This is a genomic window from Streptomyces luomodiensis (genome assembly GCF_031679605.1).
GTDB classification, from domain to species: Bacteria; Actinomycetota; Actinomycetes; order Streptomycetales; family Streptomycetaceae; genus Streptomyces; species Streptomyces luomodiensis.
The window spans coordinates 385671-407563 of the sequence record NZ_CP117522.1 but is presented as its reverse complement, the minus strand read 5'-3'; the positions used below and the strand labels follow the sequence as shown (position 1 = coordinate 407563).

Here is a 21893-nt window from a genome sequence, read left to right as displayed (position 1 = left end):
CCGAATGGGAAGCTGGACCGGCGTGCGCTGCCCGCGCCCGACTACGGTCCGGAGGACACCTCAGGCCGTACTCCGCGCTCACCTCGCGAGGAGATCCTGTGCGACTTGTTCGCGGAGGTTCTCGGTGTGGAGTCGGTGTCGATCGATGACGACTTCTTCCGGCTCGGTGGGCATTCGCTGCTGGCCACTCGGCTGGTCAGCCGGATCCGGAGCGCGTTGGGCGCTGAGCTGCGCATCCGGCAGCTCTTCGAGACCCCGACCGTCGCCGGTATTTCCTCGGCCCTGGCGACCGATGGTGTGCGCCGTCGGGTGGCCGTGGTGGACCCGCGCCCGGTGCGCGTTCCGTTGTCGTACGCCCAGCAGCGTCTGTGGTTCCTCAACCAGTTCGAAGGCCCCAGCGCCACCTACAACGCCCCGGTCGCGCTGCGGCTGACCGGTCCGCTGGACCGGGAGGCGCTGCGCCTGGCGCTGGGCGATGTGGTCGCCCGCCACGAGAGCCTGCGCACCGTCTTCACTGAGGACGCCGACGGCTCCCGGCAGATCGTCCTGTCCATGGACGAGACCCGGACAGAGCTTCCGGCCGTGGAGACCGACGAGCAGGGGCTGGACGAGGCGTTGGCCGAAGCGGCGGCCCGTCCCTTCGACCTCGCCACCGAAATCCCCTTCCGGGCCGTGCTGTTCGCGGTCGCGGAGGAGGTGCACGTACTGCTCGCCTTGACGCACCACATCGTGAGCGACGCCTGGTCGCGCGCTCCGCTGGCGCGCGACGTGGCAGCGGCGTACGCGGCTCGGGTCACCAGCGGTGAGGCTCCTGAGTGGGAGCCGCTGCCCGTGCAGTACGCCGACTACAGCCTCTGGCAGCGTGACGTCCTCGGTGAGGAGTCCGCCCCCGACAGCGAGATCTCGCGGCAGCTCGGTTACTGGACCTCCGCCCTGGCGGGCCTGCCGGACCAGCTGGAGCTGCCGTACGACCGGCCGCGGCCGTCCGTCGCCTCCTACCGCGGCGACCGCGTGCCCTTCCAGGTGTCCCCGGAGCTGTACGCGCGGATCAGCGAGGTGGCCCGGGAGGCGCAAGCCAGCCCGTTCATGGTGTTGCAGGCGGGTCTCGCGGCGCTGCTGACCCGGCTCGGCGCGGGCACCGACATCCCCATCGGTACGCCGATCGCCGGCCGCACCGACACCGCGCTCGACGATCTGGTGGGCGTCTTCCTGAACACGTTGGTACTGCGTACGGACACCTCGGGGAACCCCAGCTTCGCCGAGCTCCTCGACCGTGTCCGTGAGGCGAACCTCGGTGCCTACGCCCATCAGGACCTGCCCTTCGAGCGGTTGGTGGAAGTGCTGAACCCGGAGCGCTCGCTCGCCCGCCACCCTCTCTTCCAGGTGTTGCTGACCCTCAACAACACCGACTACCAGGGGGCCTTGGACTCCCTGGACGGTCTTCCCGGACTCACCGCAGCTCGGCAGCAGATCGAGACGTCCGTGGCCAAGTTCGACCTCGCCTTCGGCTTCGTGGAGAGCCATGACCAGGACGGGCGGGTGTGCGCGCTCAACGGTGTCCTGGAGTTCAGCACCGACCTGTTCGACCGCGAGACCGCGCAGTCCTTCACCGCACGACTCCTCCGGCTCCTCGCCGAGGCCGTGGCCGAGCCGACCGCCCCCGTGGCCCGCATCGATCTGCTGGATGAGGCCGAGGCGCGGTCGGTGTTGACCGAGTGGAATGACACGGCGTGTGGGGTGCCGGGTCGGTCGGTGGTGGAGTTGTTCGGGGAGCGGGTGGTGGTTGCTCCGGATGCGGTGGCGGTGGTTGGGGGTGGGGTGTCGTTGTCGTATGGGGAGTTGGATGTTCGGTCGGGTCGTTTGGCGCGGTTGTTGGTTGAGCGTGGGGTGGGGGCTGAGCGGTTTGTGGCGGTGGCGTTGCCGAGGTCGGTGGATTTGGTGGTGGCGTTGTTGGCGGTGTGGAAGGCGGGTGGGGCGTATCTGCCGCTGGATACCGAGTATCCGGCGGACCGGCTGGCGTACATGCTTCGGGACGCGGCTCCCGCGCTCGTCCTGACCACGACGGAGTCCGCTGCCGACCTGCCCGACATCGACCCCATCCCGCGTCTGCTGCTGGATGATCCGGCGACGGTTGAGGAGCTTGGGTGTGCGGAGGTGTTGTCGGGTGTTGGTGGTTCGGTGTTGTCGCGTGCGGCGTATGTGATTTATACGTCGGGGTCGACGGGGCGGCCGAAGGGTGTGGTGGTGCCGCAGGCGTCGTTGGTGAATTTCTTGGTGTCGATGGCGGGTCGGTTCGGGTTGGTGGGTGGGGATCGTCTGCTGGCGGTGACGACGGTGGGGTTCGATATTGCGGGGTTGGAGTTGTTTGTGCCGTTGGTGAGTGGTGCGGCGGTGGTGGTGGCTGAGCGGGATGTGGTGCGGGATCCGGTGGCGTTGTGTGGGTTGGTGTCTGCTGAGGGGATTTCGGTGATGCAGGCGACGCCGAGTTTGTGGCGGGCGGTGTTGGCTGAGGATGGTTCGGTGTTGGCGGGGGTGCGGGTGTTGGTGGGTGGTGAGGCGTTGCCGGGGGATTTGGCGGTGGCGTTGGTGGAGCGGGCCGGGTCGGTGACGAATTTGTATGGTCCGACGGAGACGACGATCTGGTCGACGGTGTGGCCGGTGCCCCGGGAGGGTGTGGGTGCGGGTGTGCCGCGGATCGGGCGGCCGATTGCCAATACGCGGGTGTATGTGCTGGATGGTGGGTTGCGTCCGGTGCCGGTGGGTGTGGCCGGTGAGCTGTATATCGCGGGTGAGGGTGTCGTGCGTGGTTATCACGGGCGCCCGGCGTTGACCGCGGAGCGGTTCGTGGCTGATCCGTTCGGGGGCCTGGTGGGCGGTCGGATGTATCGCACGGGTGATGTGGTGCGGTGGACCGTTGAGGGTGAGTTGGAGTACTTGTCGCGGGTTGATGATCAGGTGAAGTTGCGGGGTTTCCGGATCGAGTTGGGTGAGATCGAGTCGGTGCTGGCGGGGTGTGAGGGGGTGGCGCAGGCGGCGGTGCTGGTCCGTGAGGACCGGCCGGGCGACAAGCGCCTGGTCGCCTACCTCATCCCGGCGACGGCGACGGCGACGGCGGGGCCGGAGGCCGCGGTCCTGAGGGAGCATGTGGCTACGCGGCTGCCCGGCTACATGGTGCCCTCGGCGTTCGTCGTCCTGGACGCGTTCCCGCTGACCGCGAACGGGAAGCTGGACCGGCGTGCGCTGCCCGCCCCCGACTACGGTCCGGGCTCGACGGGCGGCCGTGCTCCGCGCTCGCCGCGTGAGGAGATCCTGTGCGGGCTGTTCGCCGAAGTCCTCGGCCTGGAGTCGGTGACGATCGACGATGACTTCTTCCACCTCGGCGGGCATTCCCTGCTGGCCACCAAGCTGGTCAGCCGTATCCGTACCGTCCTGGACACCGAACTCGCCGTCCGCCGCGTCTTCGAAGCACCCACCGTCGCCGAACTCGCCGGCCTGCTGGACGACTCGGCGGTGGCACGGACGCGGCTGCGTGCGGTGGTGCCGCGGCCGGCGCGGTTGCCGTTGTCGTTGGCGCAGCAGCGTCTGTGGTTCCTGCATCAGTTCGAGGGGCCGAGTGCGACGTACAACATTCCGGTGGCGTTGCGGCTGACGGGCGCGCTGGACCATGGCGCGCTGCGGCGGGCGCTGGGGGATGTGGTGGCCCGGCACGAGAGCCTGCGCACGGTCTTCGCCGAGGACGCCGACGGCCCGTACCAGATGATTCTCGACACCGCCGAGGTGGAACTGGCGGTGGCCGCCGTGGACCGGGAAGCCGTGCCGGAAGAACTGCATCACGCGATACGGACTCCCTTCGACCTCACGGACAATGTGCCGCTGCGTGCGTGGTTGTTCGAGCTCGGCGGGGACGAGTACGTGTTGCTGGTCGTGGCGCATCACATCGCGAGTGACGCGTGGTCGATGGGCCCCTTGGCCCGTGATCTGACGGCGGCGTACGCGGCTCGCGTGGCCACCGGTGACGCTCCCGTGTGGGAACCGCTGCCTGTTCAGTACGCGGACTACAGCCTCTGGCAGCGCCAGGTGCTGGGGGCGGAACAGGATGCGAACAGCGAGGTCTCCCGCCAGCTCGCCTACTGGAAGGAGAGGTTGGCCTACCTTCCGGAGGAGTTGTCGCTGCCCTTCGACCGGTCGCGCCCGGCGACATCCACGTTCGAGGGCGATCGGATCACCTTTGAGCTGCCGTCCGCCCTTCACGACGATCTGACGCGGATCGCCCGTGAGTCCCGGGCCAGTCTGTTCATGGTGGTGCAGGCGGCGCTGTCGGCGTTGCTGACGCGGCTGGGCGGCGGGACGGACATCCCGCTGGGCACGGCGATCGCCGGGCGTACCGATGACGCGCTGGACGATCTCGTCGGTTTCTTCGTCAACACGCTGGTGCTGCGGACGGACACGTCCGGCAACCCCACCTTCACCGAGTTGATCGAGCGGGTGCGGGTGCGTGACCTGGAGGCGTACGCGCATCAGGACCTGCCCTTCGAGCGGCTGGTCGAGGTGGTCAATCCGGAGCGTTCGCTGTCCCGGCACCCGCTCTTCCAGACCATGCTCACCCTGAACAACACGGAGCAGGCTGGGGCGTCGGCCGTCGCCTCCCTGCCCGGCCTGACGGTGACCGGCGAGCCGGTGGCCGCGGGCGCGGCGAAGTTCGACCTGTCCTTCCGGCTCGCCGAGCGTCGCGGCGAAGGGGACGAGTGTGTGGTCCTGGATGGGGCGTTGGACTTCAGCACTGATCTGTTCGACCGGGCCACCGCGCAGAGCATCGCCGACCGCTTCGTCCGCCTTCTGACCGCACTCGCCGAGCACCCTGACCGTCGTATCGGTGAGGTGGAGTTGCTGGATGCGGTGGAGCGGGAGCGGGTGCTGGTGGAGTGGAACGGTGAGTCGCGGGATGTGCGGGGTGTGTCGTTGCCGGTGTTGTTCGCCGAGCAGGCGGCCCGGACGCCGGACGCGGTGGCGGTTGTCGCCGGTGATCGTGCTCTGACATATGCGGAGTTGGATGCGTGGTCGAACCGGGTGGCTCGGTGGCTGGTCGGGCGGGGTGTGGGGCCGGAGCGGTTTGTGGGGGTGGTGTTGCCGCGGTCGGTGGAGTTGGTGGTGGTGTTGCTGAGTGTGGTGAAGGCGGGTGGTGCGTATGTGCCGGTGGATCCGGAGTATCCGGCGGAGCGCAGGGCTCACATCCTGGACGACGCAGAGCCGGTTCTGGTGATTGATGATGTGGCGGATCTCGCGGCGGCTGATGGGTTGTCGGCTGAGCCGGTGCGGGTGTCGGTGGATCTGAATACGCCTGTCTATGTGATCTTTACGTCGGGTTCGACGGGGCGTCCGAAGGGTGTGGTGGTTGAGCATCGTTCGGTGGGGGCGTATCTGGAGCGGGCGCGTGTGGTGTATCCGGATGCGTCGGGGACGGTGTTGCTGCATTCGTCGGTGGCGTTCGATCTGACGGTGACCGGGTTGTACACGCCGTTGGTCAGCGGTGGTCGGGTGGTGTTGGGTGAGCTGGATGAGCGTGCGGCGGATGTGGGTCGGCCGTCGTTTATGAAGGTGACGCCGTCGCATTTGGGGTTGTTGGAGGCGTTGCCGGGGGTGGTGTCGCCGTCGGGGATGTTGATGACCGGTGGTGAGGCGTTGGTGGGTGAGGCGTTGGTGTCGTGGCGGTTGGCGCATCCGGGTGTGACGGTGGTGAATGCTTATGGTCCGACGGAGGCGACGGTCAACTGCACGGATTTCCGGATCGAGCCGGGTCAGGAGGTTGCTGGTGGTGCGGTGCCGATCGGCCGGCCGTTCTGGAACACCCGGGCCTACGTCCTGGATGCGGCGTTGCGTCCGGTGCCGCCGGGTGTGGTGGGGGAGCTGTATGTGGCGGGTGTGGTTCTCGCGCGTGGTTATTGGGGTCGTGCGGGTTTGACGGCGGAGCGGTTCACGGCTGATCCGTATGGTCCTGCTGGTGCGCGGATGTATCGCACGGGGGATGTGGCGCGGTGGAGTGCGGATGGTCAGTTGGTGTATGTGGGGCGGGTTGATGACCAGGTCAAGGTGCGTGGTTTCCGTATCGAGCTGGGGGAGATCCAGGCTGTTCTGAGGGGTCACCCGGATGTGGTTCAGGCGGCCGTGATCGTGCGGGAGGACCGGCCTGGGGATCAGCGTCTGGTGGCCTATGTGGTGGCGGCTCAGGCGGTTTCCGAGACCGTGTTGCGGGAGTATGCGTCGGGTCTGTTGCCGGATTACATGGTGCCGTCGGCGTTCGTGGTTCTGGATGGGTTGCCGTTGACGCCGAATGGGAAGCTGGACCGGCGTGCGCTGCCCGCGCCCGACTACGGTCCGAGCACCGCCGTCGGACGTGCCCCGCGCTCGCCCCGCGAGGAGATCGTGTGCGGTCTGTTCGCCGAGGTTCTCGGCGTGGAGTCGGTGTCGATCGACGACGACTTCTTCCGGCTCGGTGGGCATTCGCTGCTGGCCACTCGGCTGGTCAGCCGGATCCGGAGCGCGTTGGGCGCTGAGCTGCGCATCCGGCAGCTCTTCGAGACCCCGACCGTTGCCGGTATTTCCTCGGCCCTGGCGACCGATGGTGTGCGCCGTCGGGTGGCCGTGGTGGACCCGCGCCCGGTGCGCGTTCCGTTGTCGTACGCCCAGCAGCGTCTGTGGTTCCTCAACCAGTTCGAAGGCCCCAGCGCCACCTACAACATCCCGATCGCGCTGCGGCTGACCGGTCCGCTGGACCGGGAGGCGCTGCGCCTCGCGCTGGGCGATGTGGTCGCCCGCCACGAGAGCCTGCGCACCGTCTTCACCGAGGACGCCGACGGCGCGTACCAGGTCGTCCGTGCGCTGGACGAGGCGGGACCCGTGCTGACGACGGTCGAGACGGACCGGGCACAGGTCGAAGGCCGGCTGCGTGAGGCCGCCCGCCGCGGGTTCGAGCTGTCGGCCGACTCGGACGAACTCCCCTTCCGAGCAACGCTGTTCGCACTCGACGGTGGCAACGAGCACATTCTCCTTCTGGTCCTGCACCACATCGTGAGCGACGCCTGGTCGCGTGCCCCGCTGGCGCGCGACCTGACGGCGGCCTATGCCGCCCGCCTCACCACCGGTGAGGCTCCTGAGTGGGAGCCGTTGCCCGTGCAATACGCCGACTACAGCCTCTGGCAGCGTGAGGTCCTCGGTGAGGAGTCCGACCCAGACAGCGAGATCTCCCGCCAGCTCGGTTACTGGACCTCCGCCCTGGCGGGCCTGCCGGACCAGCTGGAGCTGCCGTACGACCGGCCGCGGCCGTCCGTCGCCTCCTACCGCGGCGACCGCATCCCGTTTGAGATCCCGGCCGACCTCTACGACCGGGTGGCCGCGCTCGCACGCGGGACTCAGTCGAGTCCGTTCATGGTGCTTCAGGCGGGTCTCGCGGCGCTGCTGACCCGGCTCGGCGCGGGGACGGACATTCCCATCGGCACGCCGATCGCCGGCCGCACCGACACCGCGCTCGACGACCTGGTCGGCGTCTTCATCAACACGTTGGTGCTGCGCACCGACACCTCGGGACGTCCCACGGCCCGCGCGCTCATCGAGCGCGTGCGCACCCGGAACCTGGCCGCCTACGCCCATCAGGACCTGCCCTTCGAGCGGCTCGTCGAGGTGGTCAACCCGGAGCGTTCGCTCGCTCGCCACCCCCTCTTCCAAGTGCTTCTGGCCTTCAACAACACCGACACGGCGGCGGTCGACCAGGCCGTGGCGCACATCCCGGATCTCACCGTGTCGCCGGTCACGGCCGACACCGGCGCGGGCAAGTTCGACCTGTCCTTCGCCTTCACCGAACAGCCGGACGGCGCCGACGGACTGCGAGGGGTGCTGGAGTACAGCACCGACCTGTTCGACCGGAGCACCGTCCAAGCGCTCGGCAGGCGCTATCTGCGTGTGCTCCAGGGCATGGTCGACGCCCCTGATACCCCGCTCGACGTGATCGACCTGCTCGATGAGGCCGAGGCGCGGTCGGTGTTGACCGAGTGGAATGACACGGCGTGTGAGGTGCCGGGTCGGTCGGTGGTGGAGTTGTTCGGGGAGCGGGTGGTGGTTGCTCCGGATGCGGTGGCGGTGGTTGGGGGTGGGGTGTCGTTGTCGTATGGGGAGTTGGCTGTTCGGTCGGGTCGTTTGGCGCGGTTGTTGGTTGAGCGTGGGGTGGGTGCTGAGCGGTTTGTGGCGGTGGCGTTGCCGAGGTCGGTGGATCTGGTGGTGGCGTTGTTGGCGGTGTGGAAGGCGGGTGGGGCGTATCTGCCGCTGGACACCGAGTATCCGGCGGACCGGCTGGCGTACATGCTTCGGGACGCGGCTCCCGCGCTCGTGCTCACCACGACGGAGTCCGCTGCCGACCTGCCCGACACCGAACCCATCCCGCGTCTGCTGCTCGACGACCAGGCCGTGCGGACCGCACTCGACACCCCGGCCGACGACGATGCCCCACGGGCGGCCACGGACCCCCGTACCTCCGCCTACGTGATCTACACGTCGGGGTCGACGGGGCGGCCGAAGGGTGTGGTGGTGCCGCAGGCGTCGTTGGTGAATTTCTTGGTGTCGATGGCGGGTCGGTTCGGGTTGGTGGGTGGGGATCGTCTGTTGGCGGTGACGACGGTGGGGTTCGATATTGCGGGGTTGGAGTTGTTTGTGCCGTTGGTCAGTGGTGCGGCGGTGGTGGTGGCTGAGCGGGATGTGGTGCGGGATCCGGTGGCGTTGTGTGGGTTGGTGTCTGCTGAGGGGATTTCGGTGATGCAGGCGACGCCGAGTTTGTGGCGGGCGGTGTTGGCTGAGGATGGTTCGGTGTTGGCGGGGGTGCGGGTGTTGGTGGGTGGTGAGGCGTTGCCGGCGGATTTGGCGGTGGCGTTGGTGGAGCGGGCCGGGTCGGTGACGAATTTGTATGGTCCGACGGAGACGACGATCTGGTCGACGGTGTGGCCGGTGCCCCGGGAGGGTGTGGGTGCGGGTGTGCCGCGGATCGGGCGGCCGATTGCCAATACGCGGGTGTATGTGCTGGATGGTGGGTTGCGTCCGGTGCCGGTGGGTGTGGCCGGTGAGCTGTATATCGCGGGTGAGGGTGTCGTACGTGGTTATCACGGACGCCCGGCGTTGACCGCGGAGCGGTTCGTGGCTGATCCGTTCGGGGGTCCGGTGGGCGGTCGGATGTATCGCACGGGTGATGTGGTGCGGTGGACCGTTGAGGGTGAGCTGGAGTACTTGTCGCGGGTTGATGATCAGGTGAAGCTGCGGGGTTTCCGGATCGAGCTGGGTGAGATCGAGTCGGTGCTGGCGGGGTGTGAGGGGGTGGCTCAGGCGGCGGTGCTGGTCCGTGAGGACCGGCCGGGCGACAAACGCCTGGTCGCCTACCTCATCCCGACGGCGACGGCGACGGCGACGACGACGGCGACGGCGACGGCGACGACAGCGGCAACGGCGACGACGACAGCGGCGGCGACGGCGACGACAGCGGCGGCGACGGCGACGACAGCGGCAACGACAACGACAGAGGCAACGGCCGCAACAGCGGCAGGGCCGGAGGCCGCAGTGCTGCGCGAACATGTGGCCGCCCAGCTGCCCGGCTACATGGTGCCCTCCGCGTTCGTCGTCCTGGACGCGTTCCCGCTGACCGCGAACGGGAAGCTGGACCGGCGTGCGCTGCCCGCGCCCGACTACGGTTCGGAGGACACCTCAGGCCGTGCTCCGCGCTCGCCGCGTGAGGAGATCCTGTGCGGGCTGTTCGCCGAGGTTCTCGGCCTGGAGTCGGTGTCGATCGACGACGACTTCTTCCACCTCGGCGGACATTCACTCCTGGCCACCAAGCTGGTCAGCCGTATCCGTACCGTCCTGGACACCGAACTCGCCGTCCGCCGCGTCTTCGAAGCACCCACCGTCGCCGAACTCGCCGCCGAACTCGATGCCGCGCTCGACGACTCCACGGCGGTACGAGGCCGGGTGGTGCGCAGGAAGCGGCCCGCCAGGGTGCCGCTGTCCCATGCGCAGCAACGCCTGTGGTTCCTCCAGCACCTGGAGGGGCCGAGCAACGCCTACAACATGGTCGTCTCCCTCGACCTGACCGGCGCGCTCGACGAGGAGGCGCTGCGCCTGGCCCTGGGCGATGTGGTGGCCCGGCACGAGAGCCTGCGCACCGTCTTCGCCGACGACGCGGGCGGCGGTGGCTACCAGGTGGTGCTCGCACCGGACCAGGCGCGGGTGCCGCTGTCCGTCGAGGTGGCCGACGAGGCGTCCGTCGACCGGATGATGCGCGCCGCCGCCGGGTACGCCTTCGATCTCACCGCCGAGATCCCGATCCGTGCCTCGCTGTTCCGGCTGCCCGATGACGGAGGGCCCGACCGCTCGGCCCTGTTGCTGCTGACGCATCACATCGTCGGTGACGCCTGGTCGCGCGGCATCCTGGTGCGGGACCTGACGGCGGCGTACACGGAGCGTGTGACGACCGGTCGCGCCCCCGCCTGGGAGCCGCTGCCGGTGCAGTACGCCGACTACAGCCTCTGGCAGCGTGATGCCCTCGGCGAGGAGTCCGACCCCGACAGCGAGATCTCGCGCCAGCTCGCCCATTGGACGCGGGCGCTGGACGGGCTGCCGGAGGAACTGGCCCTGCCCTTCGACCGGCCACGGCCGGCCGCCGCCTCCTACCGGGGCGACCGGGTCGGCTTCGAACTGCCGCCGGGGCTGTACGAGAGGCTGGTGCGGGTCGCGAGCCGGCACCGCGCGAGTCTGCACATGGTCCTGCAAGCGGCCCTGGCCACCCTGCTGACCCGGCTCGGGGCGGGCACCGACATCCCCCTCGGCACGCCGGTCGCGGGCCGTACCGACGACGCGCTGGACGACCTGGTCGGCTTCTTCGTCAACACGCTGGTGCTGCGCACCGACACCTCCGGCAACCCCACCTTCACCGAACTGCTCGACCGCGTCCGGACCCATGACCTGGAGGCGTACGCCCACCAGGACCTGCCCTTCGAGCGGCTGGTCGAGGTGGTCAACCCGGAGCGCTCACTCGCCCGGCATCCCCTCTTCCAGACGGTCCTCAACCTGGACAACGCCGCCCGGCCCACCACCGCGGACACCGGGCTCACCGTTGCCGGACGCCCGCTCGGGGCACCGTCGGCGAAATTCGACCTGTCCTTCGAGTTCTCCGAGACCGCCCCGACGGCCGGGGCCCCCGGCGAGCTGGGCTGCGCGCTGGACTACAGCACGGACCTGTTCGACCGGGCCACCGCGCGGGGCATCACCGACCGCTTCGTCCGCGTACTGGAGCAGGTGGCGGCCGACCCGGCCGTCCGGGTCGAGGACCTCCAGCTCCTCGACCCGGCCGAGCGGCGCGAGCTGACCCCGCGGCCGCGGTACACCTCCGCCCCCGGGGAGACGATCGTGTCCCGGTTCGAACGGCAGGCGGCCGTGACTCCGGACGCGATCGCGGTGACGTACGGGACCACCTCCCTCACCTACCGCGAGCTGAACGCGCGGGCCAACCGGCTGGCGCATCTGCTGCGCGAGCGGGGAGCCGGGCCGGAGCGGTACGTGGCGCTGAGCATGCCGCGCACCGAGGAGCTGGTCATCGCCGTCCTCGGCGTCCTGAAGTCGGGTGCGGCGTACGTACCGGTGGACCCGGCCTATCCGGCCGACCGCATCGCGTACATGAACGCCGACGCCCGGCCGATCCTCACCGTGACGCCCGACGTGCTCGCCGAGTCCGAGCGGCATCCGGCGGCCGACCCGGACGTGGCCCTCTCGCCCCTGGACACGGCGTACGTCATCTACACCTCGGGCTCCACGGGCCGGCCCAAGGGCGTCGTGGTGCCGCACGGCAACGTGATCCGCCTGATGGACGCCACCGGCCACTGGTTCGGCTTCGGCCCCGACGACGTGTGGACGCTGTTCCACTCCTACGCCTTCGACTTCTCCGTCTGGGAGCTGTGGGGCCCGCTGCTGCACGGCGGGCGTCTGGTGGTCGTCTCCCACGAGACCAGCCGGGCCCCGGACCGGTTCCTGAAACTCCTGGCGGACCAGCGGGTCACCGTGCTGAACCAGACGCCGTCGGCGTTCTACCAGCTCATGGCCGCCGACCGGGAGAACCCGGCGGACGCCGCGCGCCTGGGCCTGCGGCACGTCGTCTTCGGCGGCGAGGCGCTCGAACCGGGCCGGCTGGCCGACTGGTATTCCCGGCACCCCGATGACGCCCCGTCCCTGGTGAACATGTACGGCATCACGGAAACCACCGTGCACGTGACCCATATCGCCCTGGACGAGGCGACCGCCGCCGCGGCGCCCGGCTCGGTGATCGGCGAACCGATCCCGGACCTGGCCGTGTACGTACTGGACGACCGGCTCCGGCCGGTGCCCAAGGGCGTCGTCGGGGAGCTGTACGTCGTCGGCGCCGGTCTGGCCCGCGGCTACCTCGGCAGGCCCGGACTCACCGCGGAGCGCTTCGTGGCCAACCCGTTCGGCGAGGGCCGCATGTACCGCACCGGCGACACCGGACGCCGGCTGGCCGACGGGCGCCTGGAGTACCACGGCCGCGTCGACGACCAGGTCAAGCTGCGCGGCTTCCGCATCGAGCTCGGCGAGATCGAGGCGGCGCTCGCCGCGCACCCCGCGCTCGCCCAGGCCGCGGTGATCATGCGGGAGGACCGGCCCGGCGACAAACGCCTGGTGGCCTATGCCGTGCCGGCCGCCGACGCCGGGGCCGCCCCCGAGCCCGACGCGCTGCGCGCCCACCTCGCCACCGCCCTGCCCGAGCACATGGTGCCGTCGGCCGTGGTGGTCCTGGACACGCTGCCGCTCACCCTGAACGGAAAGCTCGACCGGCGCGCGCTGCCCGCCCCCGCGTACGGCGGAAGGCCGGAGGCGGACCGGAGGGGCCCGCGCACCGAGCGGGAGAAGACGCTGTGCGGGCTGTTCGCCGATGTCCTCGGGCTCGACGGGGTCGGCATCGACGACGGCTTCTTCGACCTCGGCGGCGACAGCATCATGTCCATCCAGCTGGTGAGCCGCGCCCGGCGGGCCGGACTCGAACTGTCGGTCCGCGACATCTTCGAGCACCGCACCGTCGCCGCGCTCGCCGGCATCGCCACCGAGACCGTCCGCGTGGCCGCGGAGGAGCCGGGGGCGGACATCGGCGACGTACCGCTGACCCCGATCATGCGCTGGTTCCTGGAGCGCGGCGGCCCCGCCGACCAGTTCAACCAGTCCCGGCTGGTCCAGGTGCCCGCCACCCTCCGCCATGAGCACCTGCGGTCCGCGGTGCAGGCGGTACTCGACCACCACGGCGCCCTGCGGGCCCGGCTCTCCGCCGGCTCCGAACGGCGGCTGGAGATCCGGGAGACGGGCACGGTCGACGCCGCCTCCCTCGTCCACCGCGTGGCCGCCGCCGGACTCGGTGAACGGCAACAGCGGGACCTCGTCCGGCGGGAGACCGAGGCCGCCCGGGAGCGCCTGGACCTGGACGCGGGGCGGCTGGTCCAGGTGGTCTGGTTCGACCGCGGCGCCGATACGCCCGGCCTGCTGCTCCTCCTCGTCCACCACCTGGTGGTCGACGGGGTGTCCTGGCGTATCCTCGTGCCCGACCTGGCGGAGGCGCACCGGGCCGTGAGCACCGGGCGCACGCCGCAGCTCCAGCCCGTGGGCACCTCGCTGCGCCGCTGGGCGCAGCGCCTGACGGAGGCGGCGGCGCGGCCCGCGCGGGCGGCCGAGGCCCTCTGGTGGCAGGAGGTGCTGCGGCCCCAAGACCCGCGCCTGGGCCGGCGGGCGCTCGATCCGGCCCGGGACACCTACGGGAGCGCGGAGCATCTGACGGTCACCCTGCCGGTGGCGGTCACCGAGAAGCTGCTCACCCGTGTGCCGTCGGTGTTCACCGCCGAGGTCAACGACGTCCTGCTGGCGGCGTTCGCGCTGGCGTGGGCCCGCTGGCGCGGTGGCCGGGGCACGGGCGGCCGGGTGGCCGGGACGCTGCTGGACCTGGAGGGCCACGGGCGTGCGGAGGACCTCGCGGGCGCCGCGGACCTGTCCCGCACCGTGGGCTGGTTCACCAGCCTCTACCCGGTGCGGCTCGATCCCGGCGCCGTCGATCTCGCCGACGCGTTCGCGGGCGGCCCGGCCGCGGGCGAGGCCGTCAAACGGACCAAGGAGCAGGTGCGGGCCGTGCCCGACAAGGGCATCGGCTACGGCCTGGCCCGGTATCTCAACCCGGCCACCGCACCGGGGTTCCAGGGCCTGCCCGAGCCGCAGGTGGCGTTCAACTACCTCGGACGGTTCACGGTCGCGGACGTCGAGGAGGCGGGCAGCGCCACGATCCCCGACTGGACCGTGCTCTCCAGCGCCGCCGGCATCGGCGGCACCGACCCCCGGGTCCCGCTCGCCCACCCCCTGGAGCTCAACGCCCGCACCGACGACGGGCCGCGCGGACCCGAACTGGCCGCCACCTGGACCTGGGCGGAGGGCATCCTCGACCGGACCGAGGTCCGCACCCTCGCGGACCTGTGGTTCCAGGCCCTGGAGGCCATCACCGAACACGCCGAACGTCCCGGCGCGGGCGGGCTCACCGTCTCCGACGTGTCCCTGAGCCTGCTCAGCCAGGACGAGATCGAATTGCTGGAAGACGAGTGGAGGACCATGTGATGGCGACGCAGTCCGGACTTCAGGACATCCTGCCGCTGGCCCCGCTACAGGAAGGCCTGCTGTTCCACAGCGTGTACGACGAGGCGGCGCCGGACGTCTACGTCGTGCAGGACACCATGGACCTGGAGGGCGACCTCGACCCCGAGGCCCTGCGCGCCGCCTGCCGCACCCTGCTGCGGCGCCACGCCAATCTGCGCGCGGGTTTCCGCTACGCGGGCCTGCGGCGGCCCGTCCAGTTCATCCCGCACGAGGTCGCCCTGGACTGGGCGGAGACCGACCTGGCCGCGCTGCCCGAGGACGAGCGCGCCGCGGCCGCCGACCGGGTGCTGGAGGAGGACCGGCGGCGCCGCTTCGACCTCGGCAGACCGCCGCTGATGCGGTTCACCCTGTTACGGCTCGGCGACGGCCGGCACCGGTTCGTCCTGACCAACCACCACATCCTGCTGGACGGCTGGTCGCGCCCCATGCTGCTGCGCGAACTCCTCGCGCTGTACGCGGCCCGTGGCGACGACAGCGGCCTGCCCCGGGTGCGGCCCTTCCGCGACTACCTGAGCTGGCTGGCCGGCCAGGACCGGGACGCGGCGGTGGCCGCGTGGCGCGAGGCGATGGCCGGAGTCGACGGCCCGACCCTCGTCGCGCCCCGGGCCGGCGACCGGCCCGCGGTCGTGCCCGGACGCCTGGACACCGAGCTCGACCCTGGGGCGTACCAAGCGCTCACCGCCCTGGCCCGGGAGCGCGCGCTGACCCTCAACTCGCTGGTGCAGAGCGCCTGGGCGATCGTCCTGGGTGGGCTGACCGGCCGCGACGACGTGGTGTTCGGCGCCACCGTCTCCGGACGGCCGCCCGAACTCGCCGGGGTCGAGACGATGGTGGGCCTGTTCATCAACACGCTGCCCGTCCGGGTACGGCTGCGCCCCGGCGAGCCGCTGGTGGACCTGGCGCGCCGGGTCCAGGACGAGCAGGCCCGGCTCCAGGCCCACCAGCAGATCGACCTCGCCGAAGTGCGGCGGCTCGCCGGAGCCGGTGAGCTCTTCGACACCACGATGGTGTTCGAGAACTACCCCGTGGACCTCGGGGCCGGGACCGACGGCCCCGGCGGGGCGAGCGGTCTGTCCATCGTCGGCGCCCGCAACCGCGACGCCGCGCACTATCCCCTCGCGCTCGTCGCGATCGGCCGCGGCGGGCTGCGGCTGCGCCTGGACCACCAGCCCGATCTGATCCCCGAGACCTCGGCCCGCGCCGTCCTGGACCGCGTGGTCCGCGTCCTCACCTCGGTCGCCACCGACCCGCGGCGGCCCGTCGGCCGGCTCGGCCTGCTCTCCGCCGAGGAGCACCGCACCGTCTCGGAGTTCGGCCGCGGCGCGGACACCCGCGTCCCCGGCCTCAGCCTGCCCGAGGCGTTCCGCGCCCAGGCGGCCCGCACCCCGCACGCCATCGCGGTGCGCACCGCCACCGACGCGCTCGACTACGCCGGACTCGACGCCCGCTCCGACGCGCTGGCACACCGCCTGACCCGGCTCAAAGTGGGCTGCGAAATCCCGGTGGCGCTGCTGATGGAGCGCTCGGCGGACGTCATCGTCTCCGCGCTCGGCATCCTCAAGGCGGGCGGCGCGTACGTCCCGCTGCGGCAGCGCGACCCGGCCGACCGGCTGCGGCAGCTCACCGGCCTCGCGGGCGTCTCCCTGGTGCTGACCGACCGGGCGAACGCCGACCGCGCCGCGGCACTCGGGCTCGCCATGGTCGTCGTGGACGACGACCCGGCGGAGCCCGGCCCCGCGCCGGGAGCCCCGGAGCCGTGGGCGCGCGTGCATCCGGACCAGATCGCCTACGTCACCCACACCTCCGGCTCCACCGGCACCCCCAAGGGCGTCGCCGCCACCCACCGCCATGTGCTCGAACTCGTCCACGACCGCGCGTTCGCGGGCGGCGCCCACACCCGGGTCCTGGTGCACTCGCCGCACGCCTTCGACGCCTCCACCTACGAGATGTGGGTGCCGCTGCTGACCGGCGGCACCGCCGTCGTCGCCCCGCCCGGCGACCTGGACGCCGCGCTCCTGGGCAAGCTGCTCGCCGAGTACGAGATCACCGGGCTGTTCCTGACCACCGGGCTCTTCCAGCTCGTCGCCGACGAGGCGCCGGAACACTTCGCGGGCCTCGCCGAGGTGTGGACCGGCGGCGAGGCCGTCCCCGCGGCGTCGATCAGCCGTGTGATGCGGGCCTGCCCCGACACGACCGTCATCGACGTGTACGGGCCCACCGAGACGACCACGTTCGCGGTGCGCCACCCGCTTCCCCGGGGGCGGGAGGTGCCGGCCTCCGTCCCCATCGGCGGTCCCCTGGACAACACCCGGCTCATGGTCCTCGACACCGGTCTGCGCCTGGTGCCGCCCGGTACGGCGGGCGAGCTGCACATCGCCGGCGCGGGCCTGGCCCGCGGCTACTGGCGACGCCCCGGGATCACCGCGGAACGCTTCGTCGCCGATCCGTACGGGCCCCCGGGCTCACGCATGTACCGCACCGGCGACCTGGTGCGCTGGACCTCCGACGGCGTCCTGGAATACCTCGGGCGCGCCGACGAACAGGTGAAGCTGCGCGGTTTCCGCATCGAACTCGGCGAGATCGAGGCGCTGCTGGGCCGCCACCCCGACGTCGCCCAGACCGTCGTCACCGTCCAGGAGCCGCGCCCCGGCGACAGACGCCTCGTTGCCCATCTCGTCCCCGAGCGTGGCACCACCCCGTCCCCGGAGGACCTGCGGGCGCACATCGCCGCCGAACTTCCCGACTACATGGTGCCCGCCGCGTTCGTCGTCCTGGACGCGCTGCCGCTGACCGCCAACGGGAAGGTGGACCGCAAGGCCCTGCCGGCGCCCGATGCCGGTCCGGCCGCCGGCGGGGTGCGCCGCGCCCCCCGCAGCCCCCAGGAGGAGATCCTGTGCGGGCTCTTCGCGGAGGTCCTCGGCCTGCCGTCGGTCGGCATCGACGACGACTTCTTCGAGTCCGGTGGACACTCGCTGCTGGCCACCCGCCTCGCCGGGCGCATCCGTTCGGTGCTCGGCGCCGAGCTGGCGGTGCGGCAGCTCTTCGACACCCCCACCGTGGCCGGGCTCGCCCGCGCCCTGGACACGGCCGGGTCGGCCCGGCCGGCGCCGGCACCCGCCGAGCCGCGCCCCGGCCGGATACCCGCCTCCTTCGCGCAGCGCAGGCTGTGGTTCCTGCACCGCTTCGAGGGCCCCTCCCCGACGTACAACATCCCCTTCGCGCTGCGGCTCACCGGCGATCTGGACCGCGCCGCCCTGCGGGACGCGCTCGCCGACGTCGCCGGGCGCCACGAGTCGCTGCGCACGGTCTTCGCCGAGGACGACGAAGGCCCGTACCAGGTGGTGCGGCACGGCCTGGAGGCCCGGCCCGAGCTGACCGTCGTCCCCGACGTGCCGCCGGACCGCCTGGAGCGGGAGCTCGCCGAGGCCGCCGGGTACGCCTTCGACCTGTCCGGCGAACTCCCCTGGCGGGCCTGGCTGTTCGGGACCGGCGAGCGGGAGCGGGTACTGCTCCTCCTCGTCCACCACATCGCGGGCGACGGCTGGTCGGTGCCGCTGCTGGCCCGCGACATCGTCACCGCCTACGCGGCACGGCGCACCGGCACCGCGCCCGCCTGGCGGCCGCTTCCCGTCCAGTACGCCGACTACAGTCTGTGGCAGCACCAGGTGCTCGGCTCGGAGGACGACGAGCACAGCCTGATCGCCCGCCAGCTCGACTACTGGCAGCGCGCCCTGGCCGGACTGCCGGACGAACTCACCCTGCCCGCCGACCGGCCGCGCCCCGCCACCTCGGCCCATCGCGGCGAACGCCTCCCGTTCCAGGTGCCCGCACCGCTGTACGAGCGGGTCCGCTCCGTGGCCCGCGCCACCAAGGCCAGCCCTTTCATGGTGATCCAGTCCGCGGTCGCCGCGCTGCTCACCCGGCTCGGGGCGGGTACCGACATCCCGCTGGGCACGCCCGTGGCCGGGCGCACTGACGACGCCCTGGACGACCTCGTCGGCTTCTTCGTCAACACCCTGGTGCTGCGCACCGACACCTCGGGCAACCCCACCTTCCGCGAGCTGATCGCCCGCGTGCGCGACACGGACCTGGCGGCGTACGCCCACCAGGACCTGCCCTTCGAGCGGCTGGTGGAAGCGCTCAACCCCCAGCGCTCGCAGGCACGGCATCCGCTGTTCCAGACCATGCTCACCTTCAACAACACCGAGCAGCGGCAGGCGCAGGCGGATCCGGCGGCCCTGGGGGACGGCCTGGGGGCGCCGGGCCTCACCGTCGAGCGCATGGCCTCGGACACCGGGACGGCCAAGTTCGACCTGCTGCTCTCCTTCGCCGAGCGGCACGGCCCCGACGGCGCCCCCGACGGGCTGAACGCGGGCATCGAGTACAGCACCGACCTGTTCGAGCGGGACACCGCGGAGCGGCTCGTCGCGCGGTTCCTGCGGCTGCTGGCGGCCGTGACCGAGGATCCGCAGATCAGGCTCGGTGAGCTGCCGTTGCTCGAAGCGGGTGAGCGGGCCGAGGCGCTGAGCCGGGCACAGGGCGCCGCCCGCCGGGCGGATGACCTCTCGCTGCCCGGACGGTTCGAGGCGGCCGTCGCCCGCACCCCGCACGCCGTCGCCGTGGAGACCGCGGCCGGCGCGATCGGCTACGCGGAGCTCAACGCGCGCGCCAACCGCCTCGCACGGTTGCTCATCGACCGCCGAGTGGGCCCCGAGGACCTGGTCGCGGTCGCCATGTACCGGTCCGCCGACCTGGTCACCGCCCTGACCGCGGTCCTCAAGGCCGGCGCCGGGTACCTGCCCGTCGATCCCGAGTACCCGGCCGGCCGCATCACCTCCATGCTCCAGGACGCCCGCCCGGCGCTGGTGCTGATCACCCGAGAGCTGGCCGCGGCCCTGCCGGAGGCGCTCGCCGACCGCACGATCGTGGTCGACGGCGAGGAGACCGCCTCGGCGCTCCTCGCCCAGCCGGCCACCGATGTCACCGACGCCGAGCGCGTCGGGCCGCTCGCCCCCGCGCACCCGGCGTACGTCATCTACACCTCGGGCTCGACCGGGCGCCCCAAGGGCGTGTCGATGCCCGCGGCAGCCCTCGGCAACCTCCTGGACTGGCACCGGACCCAGCTGCCGGGCGGGCCGGGCACCCGGGTGGCGCAGTTCACCGCGGTCAGCTTCGACGTCTCCGTCCAGGAGATCCTCTCCGCGCTGACCCACGGCAAGACCCTGGTGGTCTGCCCCGAGGACATCCGCCGCGACCCGGCCCGCCTGGCCCGGTGGCTTCAGGACACCGGCGTCCAGGAGCTGTACGCGCCCAACCTGGTCATCGACGCCGTGTGCGAGGCCGCCACCGCCCAGCGGCTTCAGCTGCCGCACCTCACCGACCTGGTGCAGGCCGGGGAGGCGCTGACCCCGCACGGCGCCATCCGCGCGTTCTGCGCCGACCGCCCCGGCCGGCGGCTGCACAACCACTACGGGCCCGCCGAGACCCATGTGGTGACGGCCTGCCCGCTCCCGGCGGATCCGGCCGCCTGGCCGCCCGGCGCCCCGCCCATCGGGCGGCCCGTCGACAACACCGCCGTGCGGCTGCTCGACGCCTGGCTGAACCCGGTGCCGCCGGGCGTCGCGGGCGAGCTGTACATCGCCGGAGCGGCTCTGGCCCGCGGGTACATCGGCCGCCCCGACCGGACCGCCGAGCGGTTCGTCCCCGACCCCTACGGTCCGCCGGGCACCCGGATGTACCGCACTGGCGACCTGGCCCGGCTCACCCGCGACGGACACCTCGTCTACCTGGGGCGCACCGACGCCCAGGTCAAGGTGCGCGGCTTCCGCATCGAGCCGGGCGAGATCGAGGCGGTCCTCACCGCGGCCCCGGGGGTGGCGCGGGCGGCCGTGGTCGTGCGCGAGGACCGGCCGGGGGACCGGCGGCTGGTCGGCTACGTGGCCGCCGGGAGCGGCGGAGAGCCCCGGCCGGACCGGCTGCGCGAGCACGCCGCCCGGCATCTGCCCGACCACATGGTGCCCGCCGCGTTCGTCGTCCTGGACGCGCTGCCGCTGACACCCAACGGCAAGCTCGACCGGGCCGCGCTCCCGGCGCCCGAGTACCGGGCCGGCGCGGCGTCGCGACCGCCGAGGACGCCCGAGGAGCGCGCGCTGTGCGCCCTGTTCTCGGAGGTCCTGGGCGTGGCGGGGGTCGGCGTCGACGACGGGTTCTTCGAACTCGGCGGCCACTCCTTCCTCGCCGCCCGGCTGGTCGGCCGGATCCGCGACGAGATGGGCGGCGACCTGCCGGTGCGCGCGGTCTTCGACGCCCCGTCACCGGCCGCGCTGGCGCGCCGGCTGACGGACGAGACGGCCGCGGAGCGCGACTCGACCGGGGTACTGCTGCCGCTGCGCGCCCGCGGCACGGCGGCGCCGCTGTTCTTCCTGCACCCGGGCGGCGGCTTCAGCTGGTGCTACTCGGGACTGGTCCGCCACCTCGGCGCCGATGTGCCGGTCTACGGCCTCCAGGCCCGCGGCCTGGACGGCACCGGGCGGCTCCCGGAGTCCATGGACGAGATGACCGAGGACTATCTCGCCCGGATCCGCTCCGTGCAGCCGCACGGCCCCTACCGGCTCGCCGGCTGGTCCTTCGGCGGGCTGACCGCGCACGCCCTGGCTGTCCGGTTGCGCGCGGAGGGCGAGGAGGTCGGGTTGCTGGCCGTGCTCGACTCCTATCCGCCGGGGGAACACAGCGACCACTCCGAGCCGGTGGAGCACGAGGTCGTCGCGAACAACCTCCAGGCCATGGGGTTCACCGTCGACATGGCGGAGCTCATAGCAGACCAGGAGGGGGTTCTGCTGCGCTTCCGGGAGTTCCTGCAAGCAGGACATCACCCCATGGCCCACCTCGGCCACCTCGAGGCACAGGACGTGCTGTCCCTCAAGGACGTCTATGTGAACAATATCCGGATCATGCGGCGTTTTACGCCGGAGTTCTTCGACGGGGACATGCTCTTCGTCTCCGCCGAACGGAAGCCGGAGGCCCACCGGGAAACCCTCCTGAATGTCAACTTGTGGCAACCCCTGGTGGGCGGGTCGATCGAGATCTGCCCCATAGACTCGAACCACGCGGATCTGATGACCGACGCCCGTCACGCGGCCCGCATCGGCCGTTTTATCGCGGACCGGCTGTAA

Annotated in this window: 2 protein-coding genes (1 of these 2 only partly in view); both read left to right on the top strand. The window is 71.6% G+C overall.

Going from position 1 to position 21893, the window contains the following annotated elements:
• Positions 1–14682 carry the 3' portion of a non-ribosomal peptide synthase/polyketide synthase gene (locus PS467_RS01820; RefSeq protein ID WP_311033639.1) on the top strand. 5964 nt of this gene lie to the left of the window's left edge, so 14682 of the gene's 20646 nt are visible here — the last part of the coding sequence; the start codon falls outside the window, past its left edge; the stop codon is at positions 14680–14682.
• Entirely contained in the window at positions 14682–21893 is a 7212-nt protein-coding gene (locus PS467_RS01815; protein WP_311033638.1) for a non-ribosomal peptide synthetase, read from the top strand. The genes PS467_RS01820 and PS467_RS01815 overlap by 1 nt, the downstream gene beginning before the upstream one ends.

Coding starts and splice junctions, on each gene's coding strand:
- PS467_RS01815 (WP_311033638.1), top strand. CDS start 14,682: ATGGCGACGCAGTCCGGACTTCAGGACATCCTGCCGCTGGCCCCGCTA.